Origin of the sequence: Polaromonas sp., assembly GCF_039930745.1 — a bacterium.
GTDB lineage: Bacteria > Pseudomonadota > Gammaproteobacteria > Burkholderiales > Burkholderiaceae_C > Polaromonas.
Genome location: NZ_JBDTTH010000091.1, coordinates 1 through 17,173, shown reverse-complemented (window position 1 = coordinate 17,173; position 17,173 = coordinate 1). Strand labels below are relative to the sequence as shown.

The following is a 17,173-nucleotide window of genomic DNA, read 5'->3' as shown; positions in this document are numbered from 1 at the left end:
CTGCCACGCCCTGCACATCGGCCTGGCCACCCAGCTTGCCTTCGGTGCCGACCTCTCGCGCGACGCGTGTCACCTCGGACGCGAAAGACCGCAGCTGGTCCACCATGGTGTTGATGGTGTTCTTGAGTTCGAGAATCTCGCCCTTCACGTCCACCGTGATCTTCTTGGACAAATCGCCTGCTGCCACCGCGGTTGTCACCTCGGCAATGTTGCGCACCTGTGCGGTCAGGTTGGAACCCATGGAGTTGACTGAATCGGTCAGGTCTTTCCAGGTGCCGGCCACGCCCTGCACATCGGCCTGCCCGCCCAGCTTGCCTTCGGTACCGACCTCTCGCGCAACGCGCGTGACCTCGGCGGAGAAGGTGCCCAGCTGCTCGACCATCTTGTTGATGATCATCGCGGTGCGCAAAAACTCGCCTTCGAGGGCGCGGCCTTCCGCCTCCAGCGCCATGCTTTTGGACAGGTCCCCCTGCGCCACGGCGCCGATCACGCGGGCAACCTCGCTGGTCGGGTGCACCAGATCGGCAATCAGCGAATTGATGGATTCGGCCGACTCGCGCCAGAACCCGCTGGCATTGGGCACGCGGGCTCGCTCCCTGAGCTTCCCCTGTTTGCCGACGACGCGGCTCAGGCGGGCCAGTTCCTCCGCCATTCGCACGTTTTCAGCGACCACGTCATTGAAGGCATCGGCCAGCTTGCCGGGAAGGCCGGTCCAGTCCAGCGGCAGGGCCGCCCTGGCGTCGCCCTTGCGCAGCGCAACCAGCGCCGTCAGAAATATCCTGTTCTGCTCCGCGGCAGCGTCGGTTTCCGCACAGGCGCTGTCGATAGCGGCGACGCTGTCCTGCCAGAAACCCGTCAGGCGTGGTTCGTCCGACAAAGGCGACAGGCGCCGGCTTGTTGTCCTGCGGGCCCTGAGGTTTTTTAGCCTCGCGGTGGTGCTGCAACTGACGGCAGCCAGCTGGTTGAACTCTGCGGCCACCTTGCCGTACAGGCCGTCCCACCCGGTGGGCAAACTGGCTTTGGGATCTCCGCGGCGCAAAGCACTGAGGGCTTTGAGCAAGGTCTTGAGTTCGGTATCACGCTCGATCAAGGGCAGTCTTGCTAATGCCTCCATGGCCGTGTCCCTTTTAGTGGTTAGTCTGCTAACGCTCGAGAATTTACCGCTCGAGACAAGGGGAAGCAACAGAAACACACGCTTTTTTCAGGAGAAAACGAGGCGCTGTTGGCCCGCGCCAGCAAACAACGCAAGTATGGAAAAAGGACTACAAAAAAAAACGGCCCGCCGATCTATATTGGCAGGTTTTCCCTGAAAAATTGGGCTCCCGCGCGGGGATGCAAAGGTCGGGATGAAGTGCCCTAGGGCGCGGACTCCACCCGGACATCGATATAAAGATCTTCCAGCGCGCCGGTGTAACCCTCGAGGGCAAGCAGGCGTGCAGCGGCTTCGGGGCGCTCCCAGTGCACGATGGCCTGCTTTTCCTCGAGAGAAATATCTGCACCGGCCATTTCATCCTGCCGTGTTTTGGCCTGCACCCAGGCGCGGCGCGAGCGTGCAACCTCTGCAGAATTCCCGAACTGCTGGACCAGCGCCTGGTTGTAGCGCTGTTCAATGAGGCGGCACTCCTCCGGTGAAAACTTCTTTTTATCCATCAACTGGATGCTGTAGTCCATGGTGTCCTCGTTCCGGAAAACTAGTTTACGAAGCAAGATCCGTTCGCGAGCGTAAAACCCTGATTGCAAAATGTAAAAATATCGCGCGATGCGTGGGCGCCTTTCCCCCAGGTTCCGGGGGACGCCCCTTGCGCGGCGCGACTGCGTTGAAGCTAAGCCAAAGTGGTTGCCCTGCGTGTAGGACGAAGACGAAGTTGAGGTAGGTTTTGCCAAATACGGGGAGCGGAATCGCCGTCTTTCAAGAAAAAAGTGCCTGTAGCCCTTTATCTACGGTCGCAAGCAGCTATATTAATGATAGCGATTCGGCATCCACACTGGCCAGTCGCGGCTCACTGGTGCGAGCAATCCGCCATCATTTCACCGAGCCGGACAGCCGCCTCCGGCGCCCAGACGGGGTTGAACCGGCAGGCGCCCGAGGGGAACAGCATCACCACGGTGGAACCCAGCAGAAACCGGCCCATCTCGTCGCCCTGCCTGAGTTCGACGGACGTCGGCCCTGCATAGTGCCATTCACGTACCTGCTTGCTCCGGGGTGGATTGACCACGCCGTGCCACACCGTTGCCATGCTGCCGACGATGGTGGCACCGACCAGGACCAGGACAAATGGCCCGCGCGCCGACTCAAAAACACAGACCACGCGCTCGTTGCGCGCAAACAGCCCGGGCACGCCACGCGCCGTGGCCGGGTTGACCGAAAACAGCGCACCCGGCACATAAATCATGCGTTGCAGGCGCCCATCGGCTGGCATGTGGATGCGGTGGTAGTCCTTGGGGCTGAGGTAAATTGTGGCGAAACTGCCGCCCTCAAACCTGGCTGCCAGTTCCTGGTCGCCGCCGACCAGCGCCGTGGTGCTGTAGTAGTGGCCCTTGGCCTGGAAAATCTGGTCGCCCTCGATCCTGCCGAACTGGCTGATAGCGCCGTCAACCGGGCAAACCAGGTCGGCCTCGGCCAGGGGCCGCGCGCCCGGCTGGAGCGCTCGCGTGAAAAAGTCGTTGAAAGTAGCGTAGCTGGCGATGTCCGGGTTGGCCGCCTCGGCCATGTTGACGCCGTACTTGCCGATGAACCAGCGGATGATGCTTGTGGTTATGGCGCCGCCTCGCATGGAGGCTATATGGCTGCCGAACTCGGTGATCGCCTTTTTAGGCAGCAGGTATTGCAACAGGACTTCGGATCGTTCGGACACGCAGGCTCACTCTTGGTCGGGAAAATCAGCCATTCTATCGAGGCAGCGCAAGGCTTTCCTGATCAACCATGGCCCCGCTTACTGCGGCTGCAAGCGCAACAGGCGCCCCTGCGGACTGTCGGTCAACACGTAGAGCAGACCGTCCGGCCCCTGCCGCACATCGCGGATGCGGCCACCGCCTTCGAGCAGCCGGTGCTCGCGCACGACCTTGCCCCTGAATGGCTCGGCCAGCTCGATGCGGTCCAGGTAGCCGAACTTCAGCGAACCGACGAAAAGATTGCCCTGCCAAGCCTTGCCGTATTTGTCGCTGGTCAAAAACGCCATGCCCGAAGGGGCGATCGACGGCACCCAATAGTGCAGCGGCTGCTCCATGCCGGTTTTGGCAGTGATGCCCTCGCCGATCTTGCCGCCGCCGTAGTTCTCGCCATAGGTGATGACCGGCCAGCCGTAATTGCGGCCGGCTTGCGGCAGGTTGATTTCATCACCACCCTGCGGGCCGTGTTCATGCGTCCAGTAGCTGCCGTCGGGCGCCAGGGTTGCACCCTGCATGTTGCGGTGGCCGTAACTCCAGATCTCAGACAAGGCCCCGGCCCGGCCGACAAAGGGGTTGTCCTGAGGGACGCTGCCGTCCTTGTTGATGCGAATCACCTTGCCATGGTGGTTGTCCAGTTTTTGCGCGTCCTGCATGCGCGAATAACGGTCGCCCAAGGTCAGGAACAGGGTGCCGTCGGGTTGGCCCTCCTTCTGCCCTTCCACAACGCGGCAGCCAAAGTGTGCGCTGCTGGAAAACTTGGGCTTCTGGCTGAAGATCACCTGCACATCTTCGAGCCGGCTGTTGTCGGCCGCCAGGGTGGCACGCGCCAGCGCCGTGCTGTTGCCGCCGCCCGAGGCCGCCGGCTCGGAATAACAGAAGTAAATCCTGCGGTTCCCGGCAAAGCCGGTATCGGCCACCACATCCAGCAAACCGCCCTGCCCGCCGGCGTCAATGGCCGGCAAGCCGCGCAGCGGCGACCCAAGGCGGCCATCCGACTCGATGACACGCATGCGGCCCGGCCGCTCAGTCACCAGAAAACGCCCTAGCGGCAGAAAAGCCACAGCCCAAGGGTGTTCCAGCCCGGCGGCAACGGTTTCCGGGCGAACGCCCTGTGCTTGCGCCTGTGCCGGGCTGGTGCTAAAAATACCTGCAATCGCTATTAAAAATATAGCTACCCGCGCTTGATACATAAGGGCTGATGGCATATTTGACTCCAAATCCAGGGTGAAATCCCGCCGGCCGGGAATACGCACGACATGGGCCAATATGCCAGCCTTGGCTTGCCACCGCAGGCTTGACGGGTTTCCCGGCAGCGGGGTCACGGCAATCAGTTTCGTTTTATGTCGTTACAAATCAATGGCTTAACAACGCAAGCTAGAAAAAACTTTAGCTTGACGTAGGACAGGTCCTTCAATTACCCTAGCGGCCATGCGCACCTCCCTGCTCCTCACCAGCCTGCTGCTTGCCGCCAGTGCGCAAGCAGCACCAGGCCAATCCGGTGACGACATGGACAAATTCCTGGCCGACAAGGGCCTGCTCAACAAAATTGAACACGTACGCCAGTCCGTCGGCCACAAAGCCTCCGAGCTGGTTGTCACTGCCATGGGTTTTCTCGGCGTTCCCTACAGGCGCGGCGGAAATTCGGCAGAAACCGGCGTGGACTGCAGCGGTTTTGTGAAGGCGATTTACGAGCAGACCGTGGGTTTGGTGTTGCCGCGCCGCGCCGAGCAGCAGGCCGCCGCCACCCAGAATATCGACAAAAATGAGCTGCAGCCCGGCGATCTGGTGTTTTTCAACACCATGAAGCGGGCTTTCAGCCATGTCGGCATTTATGTTGGCGACGGCAAGTTCATCCACGCGCCCAAGCCAGGCGCCGAAGTGCGGGTCGAAAGCATGGGTGTCGCTTACTGGGCGCGCCGCTTCGACGGTGCCCGCCGCGTCCAAAACCAGCCATCAGGCAGCACGGCCGGCGAATAGTCGCAGTCCGCGGCTCTTGGTCGCCGGGCATCCGGCCCTTTCCGAACCCCCTGCCAGTCTGGCAGCGGCACAAGCACCAACAGAGCGTCGGCGGTAGCGCTCACGTCTCCTGCATTTGCAGGATGCAGCGAACACAGCGCAACGCCACAATGTTTCCTTCACTTGAAGGAGTGCAACATGCCTTTCTCGGTCGCTCTGCCCTCGACATTCGTCACAGTCACTTACGACTCGCTGATCCGCATGCTGCGCTACGTCAAGACGGCAGAGCGCCAAGCCCAGTTCCTGCTGGGCCAGCTTGCAAACCATCCCGATCATCACCTCGCATTGCGGGCGCACGCGCAGACGCAGCGCAACCAGACGCTTGATCTTTTCAGGCGCCGCATCACGCCGTTTGGGAGAGCTTTTTCGGAAGCCCTGAAAGAAGAAGGAAAAACGCTGGCAGAACTCATCCTGTACTACCAGACCAACACAAATACCGGGCTGGGAAAACCGGAAATCATGGCTGAAGTTCTGGCCAAGGTTAAGCAACGCCGTTTTCGTGACATGGGCCGTGCAGTCATCGCAGCCCAGAGTGACATGCGCCGTGCAGACATCGCGGCCCAGAGAACGGGGCGCGCAGCCTATGACATCGAATCAGGAGCTCCCGACGCAGCGTTCTGGACTGCCGCGCGGAAAAACTATCTATTCGAGAGGCTGCGCACCTACAGCAGGTGTTCATCCGAGATAGTGTCACGCCAGATCATCGGGGGATCAGGACGAACCAACAAAACCATCAATATCATTGCCAAGATCAGCGCCACCACCGGGATCGGCGTCATCATTGCGGGCGGTGTAATCAGTGTGCTGTGGTTCGGTTTTGATGCCGTACCGAGGGAATTGTCCGACTGGCTGACTTTTCCCACTGTGGAGTCTGCAGTCAGGGCCACGGCCCTCACCGTCGGCGGGCTCGGGGGCGGGTTGCTGGCACGCGGCGTCGGTCACTGTATGCATGCCCTGCCCACCGGAGTGCGCGTCACGGGGGTCATCACCACCCAGATTCTTTTTCTGGCCCTGCTTGCTTTCCTCTGGACATGGTTGATCGGTCCGCTGTTTTGATGTAAGCCGCGACCTCACAAGCACCCATTTTTGCGGCTACGGCAGCTGCGGGCTATTGCCGCACGAAGCTGGAGGGTTTGCAAAAAAAAACGGCCAGGCAGGCCCGTACTGGCGCCTGCGCGAGACCTGCCGTACGGCAAGGCGGAATAAGTCAGCTTGCTTACTCTTTTTCCTTGTCTTTCTCCTGGTTTTTATCCTGCCCGCGTTTGCGCGGCGACATATCAAGCTCCACGGTCTGGCCACTGTCAATCGCCTCGCCTGCCACTTCAGGCGTGCTCAAGCTGATACTGCCATCACCCTGCGCCGACACGCCGCCCACTTGCGCCACGCGACCGGGCGGACCATCCTCCGCCGCACGATCGCCCGACGGCACAACACGGTTATTTTCGGTATTGCTGGAAAGCGTCTGGTTACCCTGGGGTTTGCCGTTGACGTTGACCAGTCCTCCGCCCGTGTTGGAGACCTGCCCAAAGCTTCCGCTGACGCTCCCCCGCGGAGCGTTCATGGTGATTTGCGAAGCGGCGCCTGAGACTTGTGCATCGTTGACAGCTTCCACCGCAACCACAGGCGCCGTCACATTGGCCACCACCGAACCGCCACCCAACGATGCGGTGTTGGAGGCGGACACCACCACGTTCATGTTGCCCTGAGACTGCACCACTACATCCGCAGCCGTGATGTTGGCGACGATGGTGTCGGCCGTCAGCGTGGCCGTCTGGGAGGCCGTCACCACCACGTCCATCGCCCCTTGGGCCTGTGCCACCACGTTGGTACCGGCGATGTTGGCAGCAATATTGCCTGCACTGACAACCGCGACGCTGCCCTGGCTGATGGTCGAACCCGTCACGTCCCCCCCGGCATTCAAGGTATTGGCCGCGCTGGTATCTTGCGCGCGCAGCGTGTGGTTGCTCAGGGCCACATCACCGAGTGCATTGATTTTGTAAGCCTTGACCCACAGCGTGTCGAGCAGGCTGAACCGGTTGGCCACAACATCGAACTGGCCGAGCGGGCTGGCTGTCGAGCCGCCGGTCGCCATATGCACATTGCCGCGTATACCGCCCGAGCCGGCGATCAACCGGAGGGCGCGGGCGACTCCGCCAGCGTTCTGGATGTCGCCATTGAGCGTGATATTGGCCCCCTGCGTGGCCAGCGTCGTGTCTCCCAGCAGCCGGACCGGTGCATCGAACAGGAAGCCGCCGGCGCCCTCGGCAGTCACCGCGCCGCCGATACCCGAGCCGGCCGCGCCGCTACCCAGCGTCAGGCTTTGCAGACGCGTGTCGTTGAATGACAGGTCGCGGCGGGCATTGACTGTGACGTTTTCGGCGAAGCTGGCGTTGGCGACATTCACGGTGTTGCCCACACCCGCTGCATCAACGCCGCGCTGGATGCTGCCGCTTTTCTGGGTTACATAGACGTTGCCTGCGGACCATGTAACCAGGCCGCGGCCCGAAGTATCCAGTGCGTGGGTGACCCGATCCTCAATCGCAAAGCCATCTGCCGCGCCCACAAAAACGGCGCCCTTGGCATCGACAGCGGTGTTACCCACGACGACGTCCTTGCCATTGCCCGAGAACCGGGTCCCGCCTGCGATGCGAACTTCTGTGTCTCCGCCCTGGGCGTTGCGCAGTGTTTCGATGCGAAGGCCGCTACCGCCGTCGTCTGCGAAGTTGCCCTTGGACCCTTCGATACTGCCACCAGTGATGTTGACCGACTGCAAACTAGCGGGCGTCGAAGCGTAGGCCGTGTCACCAGGAATACCGCGTGTTTTGATGACCACGGCCGCACGATCAGCATAACCCGAACTGTGACCCGAATCCTGTACCACCACATTGTCCAGCGTGATGGCATTGAAGGCGCCGTACTTGAGGTTGATGTCAATCGCCGAGCCGTTCTCGTGAGATGTGGATTCGCCGACGTTGCCGGCATTGCGGATCGTGACGTTCCTGAGGGTCAGGTTGTCTGCGGTTTCGAAATAGAAGCCCTTGTAGCTCGGGCCATCGATCGTGACGTTTTCGAACAGGGCATTTGCGAAGGACGCGGTGTTGGACGCATTGTTGTAGGCCTCTACCCCTACCAGTCCGCCGGTGACCGTGCTGTTGAGCATGCGGAAATTGTCCGCGCGTACGTTGGTGCCGTTGCGCACGCCATAGCTGTTGTTGTTGAAAGCAACACGATTCACGGTGACGTTGTTGGACGTCCCGCTGAGAGAAAGCCCGTAATACGAGTCGGCGATCTGCAGGTCGGTCAGCGTGACATTCGACGCATTGCTCACGGTCACGGCGGTGCCGCTGGCCGACGATGGCGCCTTGATGACGGTTTGTGTGCTACCTGCGCCATCCAGCGTCAGCGCCTTGCCGATGGTGACGTTCTCGGAATAGGTACCCGCTGCAACGTTGACGGTGCCGCCGGTAACCACGGCTTCGATACCGCCCTGGATGCTGTTGATCGGCGTCAGTGCACTGCCCTGGGCACTTGACGAGCCACCGATGGCAACATTGACATGGGTGCGGTTCGACGAGGTGTAGGCCTGGTCCTGCACCGACCAGCCGGCGTTGGCGGCGCTCAGGCCCAGCAGTGCCTGTTGCCAGGACAATGTCGGCGCGTTGGTGACGGTTACGCCGCCGTTGAGGTGCAGGTTTAGGCCCCATTCGTTGCCATGGGTCCCCTGCGTATTGCCGGCAATCGTGATGCCGTTGCCATCCGTGTACTGGACGGAGATCGCACTTTTTGTGTTGTCAATGCGGTTACCGGTCACGCTGCCGGTGTTGTTTCCGTCGATCAGAATGCCGTTGCGCAAATCGTGGATACTGTTATTGCTGATAACAAAACCGGTGACGCCGGTCCCCACAGCGATGCCCCGGTTGCGGTTGTTGCCCCACGCATAGGTGAGGTAAGACTGTGTTGCTGGCCCGGTGATCTCCATGCCGGTCACCGTCACGTTGTTCGCGGTGATGCTGATGCCGTTTACCTCCGCCGCATCAGGTACTACCAGTTTGGCGCCGTCGTGCCCAGTCAGCGTGAGTCCTTTCTTGTTAAGTACCAGTTGCTCCGCATACGTTCCCGCATAGACGTCCACCGTTGCGTCCGTTGCGCCCGTTGCGTCCGTTGCTGCCGCGCCGACGGCAGATCCGATGGACATGGCCTTCGAGTTGCCCTCCAGCAGGCTGCCGGTACCCACATGGAAATTCTGGGTCGCGGCGGCGCCGTTCCATCCCTGAACGTAACTCGCTGCCGACTGCGCGTTCGGGATGTTAACGGCATAGTTAAATGCGTCTTGCTGTGTGCGCTGCAGCCAGGTGTACTGGTTGAAATTGGTCTGCGGGATCGTCGTCGTATTGCGAACAGCATAGTTAAATCCGGCAATGCTCAGGGTGCCAAAATCGTGGCGGGTTGACTCGTCCTGCAGGTAAACAGGATTGCGTTCGTTGAAGATGTTGTTGCCGGCAACCGTGATGTTGTTGACCTGCTGGTCGTAAGAGCGATTCGCCTGATAAAGCGCCAGGCCGCCCCACGCGTTGTTGCGAGTAGTTGAATTGCTGATCGTGACATTGGCACTATCGGTCAGCTGGATGCCTGCCCCCGCTGTGGTGCCGGCATCGTTGCCGACTGGCGCGCCATCGGCTGTCACGCGGTCGATCGTGGCGCCATCCACGCCGTTGAGATCCAGTTCCGCCTTGCCCGATCCACGGATCGTCACGTTACGAATTGAAAAGTCGTGCAAACGCGCAGAGGCGTCGTTGCCGGAAGGTGAAACCTTGATGCCGTAAGCGGAATTGATATTGGCGGTGGGACCGTACAGCGTGAAGTCCTTCAGCGTCACGTCGTCGGCTGTGACCTGAATGCCGTAGCCGGTGACGCCGCGCGCGTCGATGAGCGTGTAACCCTCTCTCGCGCCGCTCAGGGTCAGGCTTTTGTCAATGGTCAGTGTCACTGGCTGGACGTAGGTGCCGGCTGCGAGATTGACAGCCCCGCCTGATCGGGCGATCTTGACGGCGTCCTGGATACGCGCCGCCCCGGAGACATTGACCGTGTTTGAGTTGCCGCTGACAGTCGGCGCCTGCAAGGCCGACTTGAGCACCACGGTGTCGCCATTGACCACAATGGCGCTGCTGGCCTGCTGGATACCCTCGAGATTGATCACGCCGGACACGAGGTTGGCGGCATCACCCACCCCCAGATACAGGGTTTTTCCGTTCAGGGTGGCGCCAGCGGCGTTGCTGACCTGCGTGCCTGTCGCGCCGCCAGGGACCGCGAATGCATACAAGCCACCATTGAGAGAGAGCGTCGCAGCGCTTGAGCCCGCCAGGGTAATCGTGCCACCGGTTGCGGTGATCACTCCATGGTTGATGACTGAAGGCGCAATCAGAGCGGCCAGGCCGTTGGCGCCGGCGGTGGCCAGAATGTTCCCGTGATTGACGATCTCGCCTATGGCACCCGTGATACGCACATGCCCGTTCTGCATGAAGTCATCGAGCGCAGCAGGAGTCATCGTCCCGGTTGTCGCAATCAGCGAACCCACGTTCACGGTTGAATTCGGGCCAAACACAATGCCGCTGTTGTTCATCAACATGACCGTGCCGTTGGCCTCAAGGTGGCCGAGGATTTGCGAGGGGTCGGTGCTGCCTGTAATACGGTTGAGTGCCACGGCCGCCGCACTGGGTTGAACGAAAACGACGGACTTGCCGAAATCAATATTGAAAGATGTCCAGTCGAGCACAGCCCGGTTGGAGACCTGGTTGATCTTCAGCTCGCTGCCGATCACCGCTCCATTTGCATCGCCGGCAGTAACTGTACCGTTGACCGGAAGACCGGCCGCCCCGCCCACATTGATGGTGGGAGGGGGATCGACCGCCCATCCCGGGTTTGCAAAAACAAGCGCCAAGGCCGCCGGCAAGGCCTTCAGCATGAACACCGCAGATTGCGGCCTCCGGCGGGGTACCGAGGGTTTGCGAGGATCGATAACCGTTTTCATGGAGCACCTCAATTCATGTGAATGCGTTTGCACAAAAAAAATCAGAACCGCAACAACAGCGAACCCAGCAAGCGCGCGTCCCTGGCGTTGCTGCGCTGGCTCGCAACGGCTTTGGTCAGGGGCAGCGCCGCTTCGAAGCTGACCATCGCGTTTTTTTCCAGGAACAGGCGCACGCCCACCCCTGCCGAAGCCAGGCTCTGGCTGCTCGGCACACCGGGCGTGGGTGCGCCCTGCTTCCAGACCTTGCCGATGTCATAGAAGCCATACGCCTGGTACGCCTTGAAGCCGGGCGCACTCAATGCGCCCGCGTAACGCGGTTCGATGCGAAATGCCAGCGCGCGTTCGCCCACCAGTTCCGCCGGTTCGTAAGCCCGTCCGTAGCGTCGGCCGCCGAGTGCGTACTGCTCGGAGGACAACAGCGGCGTGTTGGCCCACTGGCCAGCGATACCAAAGGCCAAACTCGTGCTGGGGCTGAAGAACTGGACGCGTTCATAGTCAAACACCAGCTTGTTGAACACGCCCTTGGCGCCAGCCCGGCTTTTGAGCAGATCGGAAGCGTCGGTGCCGCCTAGGCCCTGGCTGAAGTCAAGCTCCAACGCGTTCTGCCCGTCGAACCTGTCCAGCACGCGCCAACTCAGGCCCAGGCGCAGCGCCCGTATCCTGTCTTCAATCACACGTGTGCCCAGGATGTCGGTCTGGACATCGGAATGGTCGTAGGTGGCGCGCGCGATCACACTCTCGTTGCGCGACCTGAGCAAGGGGTAACTCATGGACAGCGAAAAAGTGTCTGCGCTGCCGCGAACATCAAAGGGCCGCAGGATGTCGCCCGGCTGTGTGCGGGCCCGCGACACGGTACCCGAAAGCTTGAGACCTTCGGCAGTAACGATCTGGCTGTAGGAAAACTGCGCATAAGACATTTCTGAATTGCCGGTGTCCACACCGGCCACCCGCCACTGGTCATTGACCCCCAGCAGCTGGTTGCCGGTCAGCCCCACAAAAAGCTGCCCCGGGCCGAGATATTTGGAACCGTAATTGTCCAGGGCCGCGAAACCCTCGAAGGTTTTCACCTTCGCTATCAGTGTCAGGTCGGCGGCAGCCGGAGCGCGCGAGGGCGTGAGCACGCTGCGCAGCTCCACACCGGGAAAGTCATTGGCAATCAGGAGGTAACGCTCAAGCACAGATACCTGCAATGGCCGCGATGCCCGGATTCTTTCACCAATCTCCGCGAGCCTGGCGCTGACGTGGGGGCTGAGGTCTTCTCCGGCCTGAATGTTCACGCGGTCTATATAACCTTCAATCACGCGCAAGGTGAGCGTGCCACCGGCCAGCGATTGCGGCGGCACCACCACCAGGGAAAGGATGTAGCCGGCATTGCGGTACATCGCCGTCAGCGAAGACGCCAGCGCCAGGATGTCGCTGCCGGTGATTTCGCGTCCGGTATAGCTGTCGGCCTGCGCCTGCAGCACGCCGCCTGGCAGCACGGTTTTACTTTCGATGTGAATGGTGTTGAGCGTCACCCGTATGGCCCTGAGCGAGTCCGGCAGGACCTCGGGTCGTTCGTCCCGCCGCTCTATAGGTGCCGGCGCGGTTTCGGGCGGCGGCTGAAAATCGAAACGATCCCGAAGCAAGCCAGGGTCGGCGCTTGAGGGCGCCGGTTGCGCGGAGAGGAAGGCGGGTGAAACACAGGCAGCGAAGGCAAGCACTAGAGTCCGCACATGCCCTTGCGGGTCGACACAATCCTTACGCTTCATGGCTCCGTCCTGACAAAAATCAAGGCTTGATGAGTCGGTGAGGCGACCTTCACAGGGGTGAAGACGAGCCTCATTTTTTCGTGAATTACTTCACGGTAACGAATTGTGAAATTAAAAATCGCGCGGAGAAAGTAATTAAGTCACCTCTGAGTTTTTTGCTAGTTTTTGCCTTTGGACTAATTGAATTCTTCCTTCTTACATTTATCGCTCTTCGGTTTTGAAGATGCGGGAATGGGCTAATTTTTCTGCTACTTCCGGATTAATCCTCGTCTTCCATATTTTTTTTCGGTAAGAAAATTCCGCTGCGGCAAACCCTTGACGGCAACGCGGACATCACACGGCTTGAGCGGGGCGACTGCGCTGCGTCCCATAAGGCCAACTGGTCAATGCACCTGCGCCATAACTGCCTGACTGACCGTCTGCGTGGACACGCCCCGCCCCGGCTGTCCAGCGCAGGACACCCAAGCTTGTGCTGCCGGCACAGATGAAAAGGAGGGGTTTTTCCAGGAGCCGATAACCGGGCTCACCGGGCACGAGACCTTGACCTGGAATCTCAACTTGCTATAAAACAGGTAGCAACTTGCATCCAGCCAGACAGGGCGCACAGGTGTCCAATGCCCAAGACGACAGAGCTACCTTACACTGCCGTCAGATCATCAAGAGGGGAGATCGATGCGCACTGCAACTCGTCTGGCCAGACTTCTGACGCCCTGCCTTCTTTTAGCCGGCCTGCTGCTCGGGCTACACGCCAGCCACGCGCAAACTTCTGCCCAGCTTGATCCGCAATTGCCAGCCTTGGCCGAGCAGGAAGCACCCGCAGTGTTGGACACCTTGCGGGACCTGACCTCGGTAGACAGCGGGACCGGCCAGGCCGCGGGCATGTCGGCCGTCGCGACGCAGATTGAAAATTTTGCAAAAGGACTGGGCGCCCAGGTCGAACGTATCACCCCGGCCAGTGGTGTGGCGGGTCCCAACCTGGTGATCACTTTCAAAGGCATTGGAAAACGCAAAATCATGCTGATCTCCCACATGGACACGGTGTATGTGGCCGGCACTGCCGCCGCGCGGCCGTTCCGGCGCGACGGTAACCGCGCCATTGCCCCCGGCATCGCAGACGACAAGGGTGGCGTTGCCGTTTTTCTTCATGCCATGAAGCTGCTCAAGGCGCGGGGCTTCCAAGACTATGAACGCGTGACCATGGTGTTCAACAGTGATGAGGAGCGCGGCTCTGCAGGCTCTCGCGACCTGATTCGCAGCCAGGCCCAGGGACATGATGTTGTCCTGAGCGGTGAACCTACGGGCGAGCGGGAAGGTATTGTGCTGGCGACTTCGGGCGTTGGCCAGATGACCGCCAGGCTCAAGGTCGGCGGGCCGTTTGCCTCCGCCGACGCGCGGCCCATCGAAGAGCTCGCAGACTTGATCCTGCGCGCAAAGGATGCACAGCAGCGAGTAGCCGGAACCCGCATGAACTGGACGGTCGCTCGCGCGGAAGACCCGCGCGCAATCGACAAACTGGCACCAGGCGGACAGCGTTACACCACCTTGAACTTCCGGATCGTGGGGCGCGCATCGCACGCGGGTGTCAACCCCGCGCTTGGCATCAATGCCGTGGTGGAAATGGCCGACCTGATCAGGCGCACGACAGAAACCGCTGCAACGCAAACCGGCGCGCGCCTGCACTGGCGCTCAGCCGGAGGCGGCCTGGTGTCCAACATCATTGCGGACCGTGCCCAGGCGGTGGCAGAACTCGCCCTGCCCGCGAGCGCCGACCCCGCACCGGTACTCGAGGCCTTGACGCAAATTGCCAAGCGGGCGTTGCTTCCGGGAGCGCAGATCAGCGCAGAAACATCGGATGGCCTGACAACCCAGCAAAGCGGCGCCGGCGAAGCCTACGCCTCCGCAGACATGCGCGTGCCCGATGCGCCCACCTTCGAAACACTGCGCCAGGCCGCGCGCCAGCTGATCCAGCGCCAGAAGTTTGCATCGTCCAGCATCAGCGTGCAGGACGGCCTTGGTTTTCCCGCCTACAACGCCTCTGAGGAAGGCCGCCGGCTGGCCGGCACGGCGCAGGAAATCTACGCGGCCCTGGGTGGCAAGCTCGAACTGGTGCCGCGCACCTATGGCGGGACGGACGCAGTATGGGCATCTCAATCAGGCAAGCCGGTCGTTGAAGGTTTCGGCCTGCCAGGCGGCAACTACCACTCTTCAGAGGAAGAGTTTGTATTGATTGATCGCATTCCCCGACGCCTGCTGCTGGCTGCGGAGATGATCCGCGCCTTGAGCCGGCTCTGAAAATTCGCTATTGATTTTGTAGCTACTCGCGTCCGTTCCTTATGGGGAGCAGGCGCTTTTCATGCAAAACTATTTGCGCGCAGGCGGCAAATCCGTGCAGCTGCCGTGCGCCACTTCCGCCGCCATTCCCATGCTTTCCCCGAGCGTCGGGTGCGGGTGGATGGTTTTGCCGATATCCACGGCGTCAGCCCCCATCTCGATGGCCAATGCAATCTCGCCGATCATGTCGCCGGCATGGGTGCCAACAATTCCGCCGCCCAGGATCTTGCCGTGGCCGTGGGCCTCCGGTGAATCATCGAACAGTAGTTTGGTAAAGCCTTCGTCGCGGCCATTGGCAATGGCGCGGCCGGAAGCGTTCCACGGGAACAGTCCTTTTTTGACCTTGATGCCTTGCGCCTTGGCCTGGTCTTCGGTGAGGCCGACCCAGGCGATTTCCGGGTCGGTGTAGGCCACGCTGGGGATCACGCGCGCGTTGAAGGCGGCGCTGGCCAGCTCCTTGTTGCCCTGCAGCTCACCGGCAATCACTTCGGCCGCCACATGCGCCTCGTGAACCGCCTTGTGCGCCAGCATGGGCTGGCCGACGATGTCGCCAATCGCAAATATGTGGGGCACGTCGGTGCGCATCTGGATATCCACCGGAATGAAGCCGCGATCGGTCACGGAAACACCGGCCTTGTCGGCGGCAATCTTCTTGCCGTTCGGTGTGCGGCCCACCGCCTGAAGCACCAGGTCATAGGTTTGCGGCGCCGGAGCGCCCTCGCCTTCAAACGTCACCTCGATGCCTTTAGGCGTCGCTTTGGCGCCGACGGTTTTTGTCTTGAGCATGATGTTGTCAAAACGCGGTGCGTTCATCTTCTGCCAGACCTTCACCAGGTCGCGGTCGGCGCCCTGCATCAGGCCGTCCATCATTTCCACTACATCCAGACGGGCGCCCAGCGTGGAATACACCGTGCCCATCTCCAGGCCGATGATGCCGCCGCCTAGGATCAACATGCGCTTGGGGACTTCCTTGAGGTTCAGCGCGCCGGTTGAATCGACCACGCGCGGATCTTCCGGCATGAAAGGCAGGCGCACGGCCTGCGAGCCCGCAGCGATGATGCAGGTCTTGAAGGCAATCGTTTGTTTCTTGCCGGTTTTTTCCTGCGCGCCACCGGAGGTTTCTTCCACGTCCACATGGTTGGCGCCGACGAAGGCGCCGTAGCCGCGCACCACCGTCACCTTGCGCATCTTCGCCATCGCACTGAGGCCGCCCGTCAACTTGCCGACGACCTTTTCCTTGTGGGTGCGCAGCTTGGCGATGTCGAGCACCGGCTCGCCGAAGCTCACGCCAAGGCTGTCGAAATGTTTGACCTCGTCCATCACCGCGGCCACATGCAGCAGGGCTTTGGACGGAATGCAGCCGACGTTCAGGCAGACGCCGCCCAGGGTGGCGTAACGCTCGACCAGCACGACCTTGAGACCGAGGTCGGCCGCGCGGAATGCCGCCGAATAGCCGCCGGGGCCGGCGCCCAACACCAGCAGGTCGCATTCCAGATCAGCCTTGCCGCCAAAACTGGCCGCAGCAGGAGCCGCTACCTTTTCAGGAGCTGTCGGCGCAGGCGCAGCGGGGGCTGAAGCCTGTTTTTGTTCTGGAGCAGGAGCCGCAGCACCGGCTGCGTCAAGCACCAGCACCACAGAGCCTTGCTTGACCTTGTCGCCTAGTTTGACCTTCAGCTCTTTCACGATGCCGGCGTGGCTCGATGGGATTTCCATGGACGCCTTGTCGCTTTCGACCGTCAGCAAACTCTGGTCGGCCTTGATCGTGTCGCCGGGCTTGACCAGAAGCTCGATCACGGAAACCTCGTCGAAATCCCCGATGTCGGGAATGGTGATGTCTATCAATGCCATGTCTCTTGTCTCCGCAAATAATCGGCTTACTTTTTCAGCTTGACCGTGAACAGCTCTACCGGTCCACCGGAATTCTTGTCAAACTCGCAGCCCGCCTGCACGCCGGCCATGGCCACTTCGCGCGCGGTCTTGGCCTTGTCCCAGGTGGCATGCATGGCGCCCAGCGCAAAGCTGCGTCCGGAGCCTATGGCCCAGAACTCCTTGAACTCGAACACCTCGCGATAGCTGTACAGCCCGTAGATGCCGCTGCCGTTGGCGATCAGCACGCTGAACTGGCTGGACTCGTAGGGGTCGTTGTCGTCTTCCTTGG

General features: G+C 61.0%; 10 protein-coding genes and 1 pseudogene. 3 read left to right on the top strand and 8 right to left on the bottom strand.

What is annotated here, in order from left to right; all coding sequences use genetic code 11:
* The 4 genes from ABI660_RS19635 to ABI660_RS19620 all read right to left on the bottom strand — a co-directional run.
* Positions 1 to 1,114 (bottom strand): HAMP domain-containing protein (locus ABI660_RS19635; protein ID WP_348071263.1); only part of this gene is annotated, 1,114 nt, incomplete at its 3' end.
* Between the two features lie 242 nt (positions 1,115 to 1,356).
* On the bottom strand, positions 1,357 to 1,671 hold the full coding sequence (locus ABI660_RS19630) for a hypothetical protein (RefSeq protein ID WP_348071261.1): 315 nt from the start codon (positions 1,669 to 1,671) through the stop codon (positions 1,357 to 1,359).
* A 329-nt stretch (positions 1,672 to 2,000) separates the two neighbouring features.
* On the bottom strand, positions 2,001 to 2,855 hold the full coding sequence (gene asd, locus ABI660_RS19625; protein WP_348071259.1) for an archaetidylserine decarboxylase: 855 nt from the start codon (positions 2,853 to 2,855) through the stop codon (positions 2,001 to 2,003).
* 78 nt (positions 2,856 to 2,933) lie between these two features.
* A complete protein-coding gene (locus tag ABI660_RS19620) occupies positions 2,934 to 4,094 on the bottom strand; it encodes a PQQ-dependent sugar dehydrogenase (protein WP_348071257.1) in 1,161 nt (386 codons plus the stop codon).
* Positions 4,095 to 4,317: 223 nt separating this feature from the next.
* Between ABI660_RS19620 and ABI660_RS19615 the strand changes: the two genes are divergently transcribed.
* Both ABI660_RS19615 and ABI660_RS19610 read left to right on the top strand, forming a co-directional pair.
* Positions 4,318 to 4,866 (top strand): C40 family peptidase, encoded by a 549-nt coding sequence (locus ABI660_RS19615; RefSeq protein WP_348071255.1) that lies wholly within the window; start codon positions 4,318 to 4,320, stop codon positions 4,864 to 4,866.
* Positions 4,867 to 5,043: 177 nt separating this feature from the next.
* Positions 5,044 to 5,961 carry a hypothetical protein gene (locus ABI660_RS19610; RefSeq protein ID WP_348071253.1) on the top strand — a complete coding sequence of 306 codons (918 nt, stop codon included), beginning with the start codon at positions 5,044 to 5,046 and terminating at the stop codon, positions 5,959 to 5,961.
* Between the two features lie 160 nt (positions 5,962 to 6,121).
* On the opposite strand, the gene ABI660_RS19605 is transcribed toward ABI660_RS19610, so the two are convergent.
* Both ABI660_RS19605 and ABI660_RS19600 read right to left on the bottom strand, forming a co-directional pair.
* A complete protein-coding gene (locus tag ABI660_RS19605) occupies positions 6,122 to 10,933 on the bottom strand; it encodes a filamentous hemagglutinin N-terminal domain-containing protein (RefSeq protein WP_348071251.1) in 4,812 nt (1,603 codons plus the stop codon).
* Between the two features lie 41 nt (positions 10,934 to 10,974).
* On the bottom strand, positions 10,975 to 12,684 hold the full coding sequence (locus ABI660_RS19600; protein WP_348071249.1) for a ShlB/FhaC/HecB family hemolysin secretion/activation protein: 1,710 nt from the start codon (positions 12,682 to 12,684) through the stop codon (positions 10,975 to 10,977).
* A gap of 672 nt (positions 12,685 to 13,356) precedes the next feature.
* On the opposite strand from ABI660_RS19600, the gene ABI660_RS19595 reads away from it, so the two are divergent.
* Complete coding sequence (locus ABI660_RS19595; RefSeq protein WP_348071247.1) at positions 13,357 to 14,976, top strand: M20/M25/M40 family metallo-hydrolase; 1,620 nt, start codon at positions 13,357 to 13,359, stop codon at positions 14,974 to 14,976.
* A gap of 69 nt (positions 14,977 to 15,045) precedes the next feature.
* On the opposite strand, the gene lpdA is transcribed toward ABI660_RS19595, so the two are convergent.
* Positions 15,046 to 16,863: a dihydrolipoyl dehydrogenase gene (lpdA, locus tag ABI660_RS19590; protein WP_348071245.1), complete on the bottom strand. Its 1,818-nt coding sequence runs from the start codon at positions 16,861 to 16,863 to the stop codon at positions 15,046 to 15,048.
* Positions 16,864 to 16,889: 26 nt separating this feature from the next.
* Positions 16,890 to 17,173 (bottom strand): annotated as a pseudogene (locus ABI660_RS19585) (MFS transporter); the annotation flags it as partial.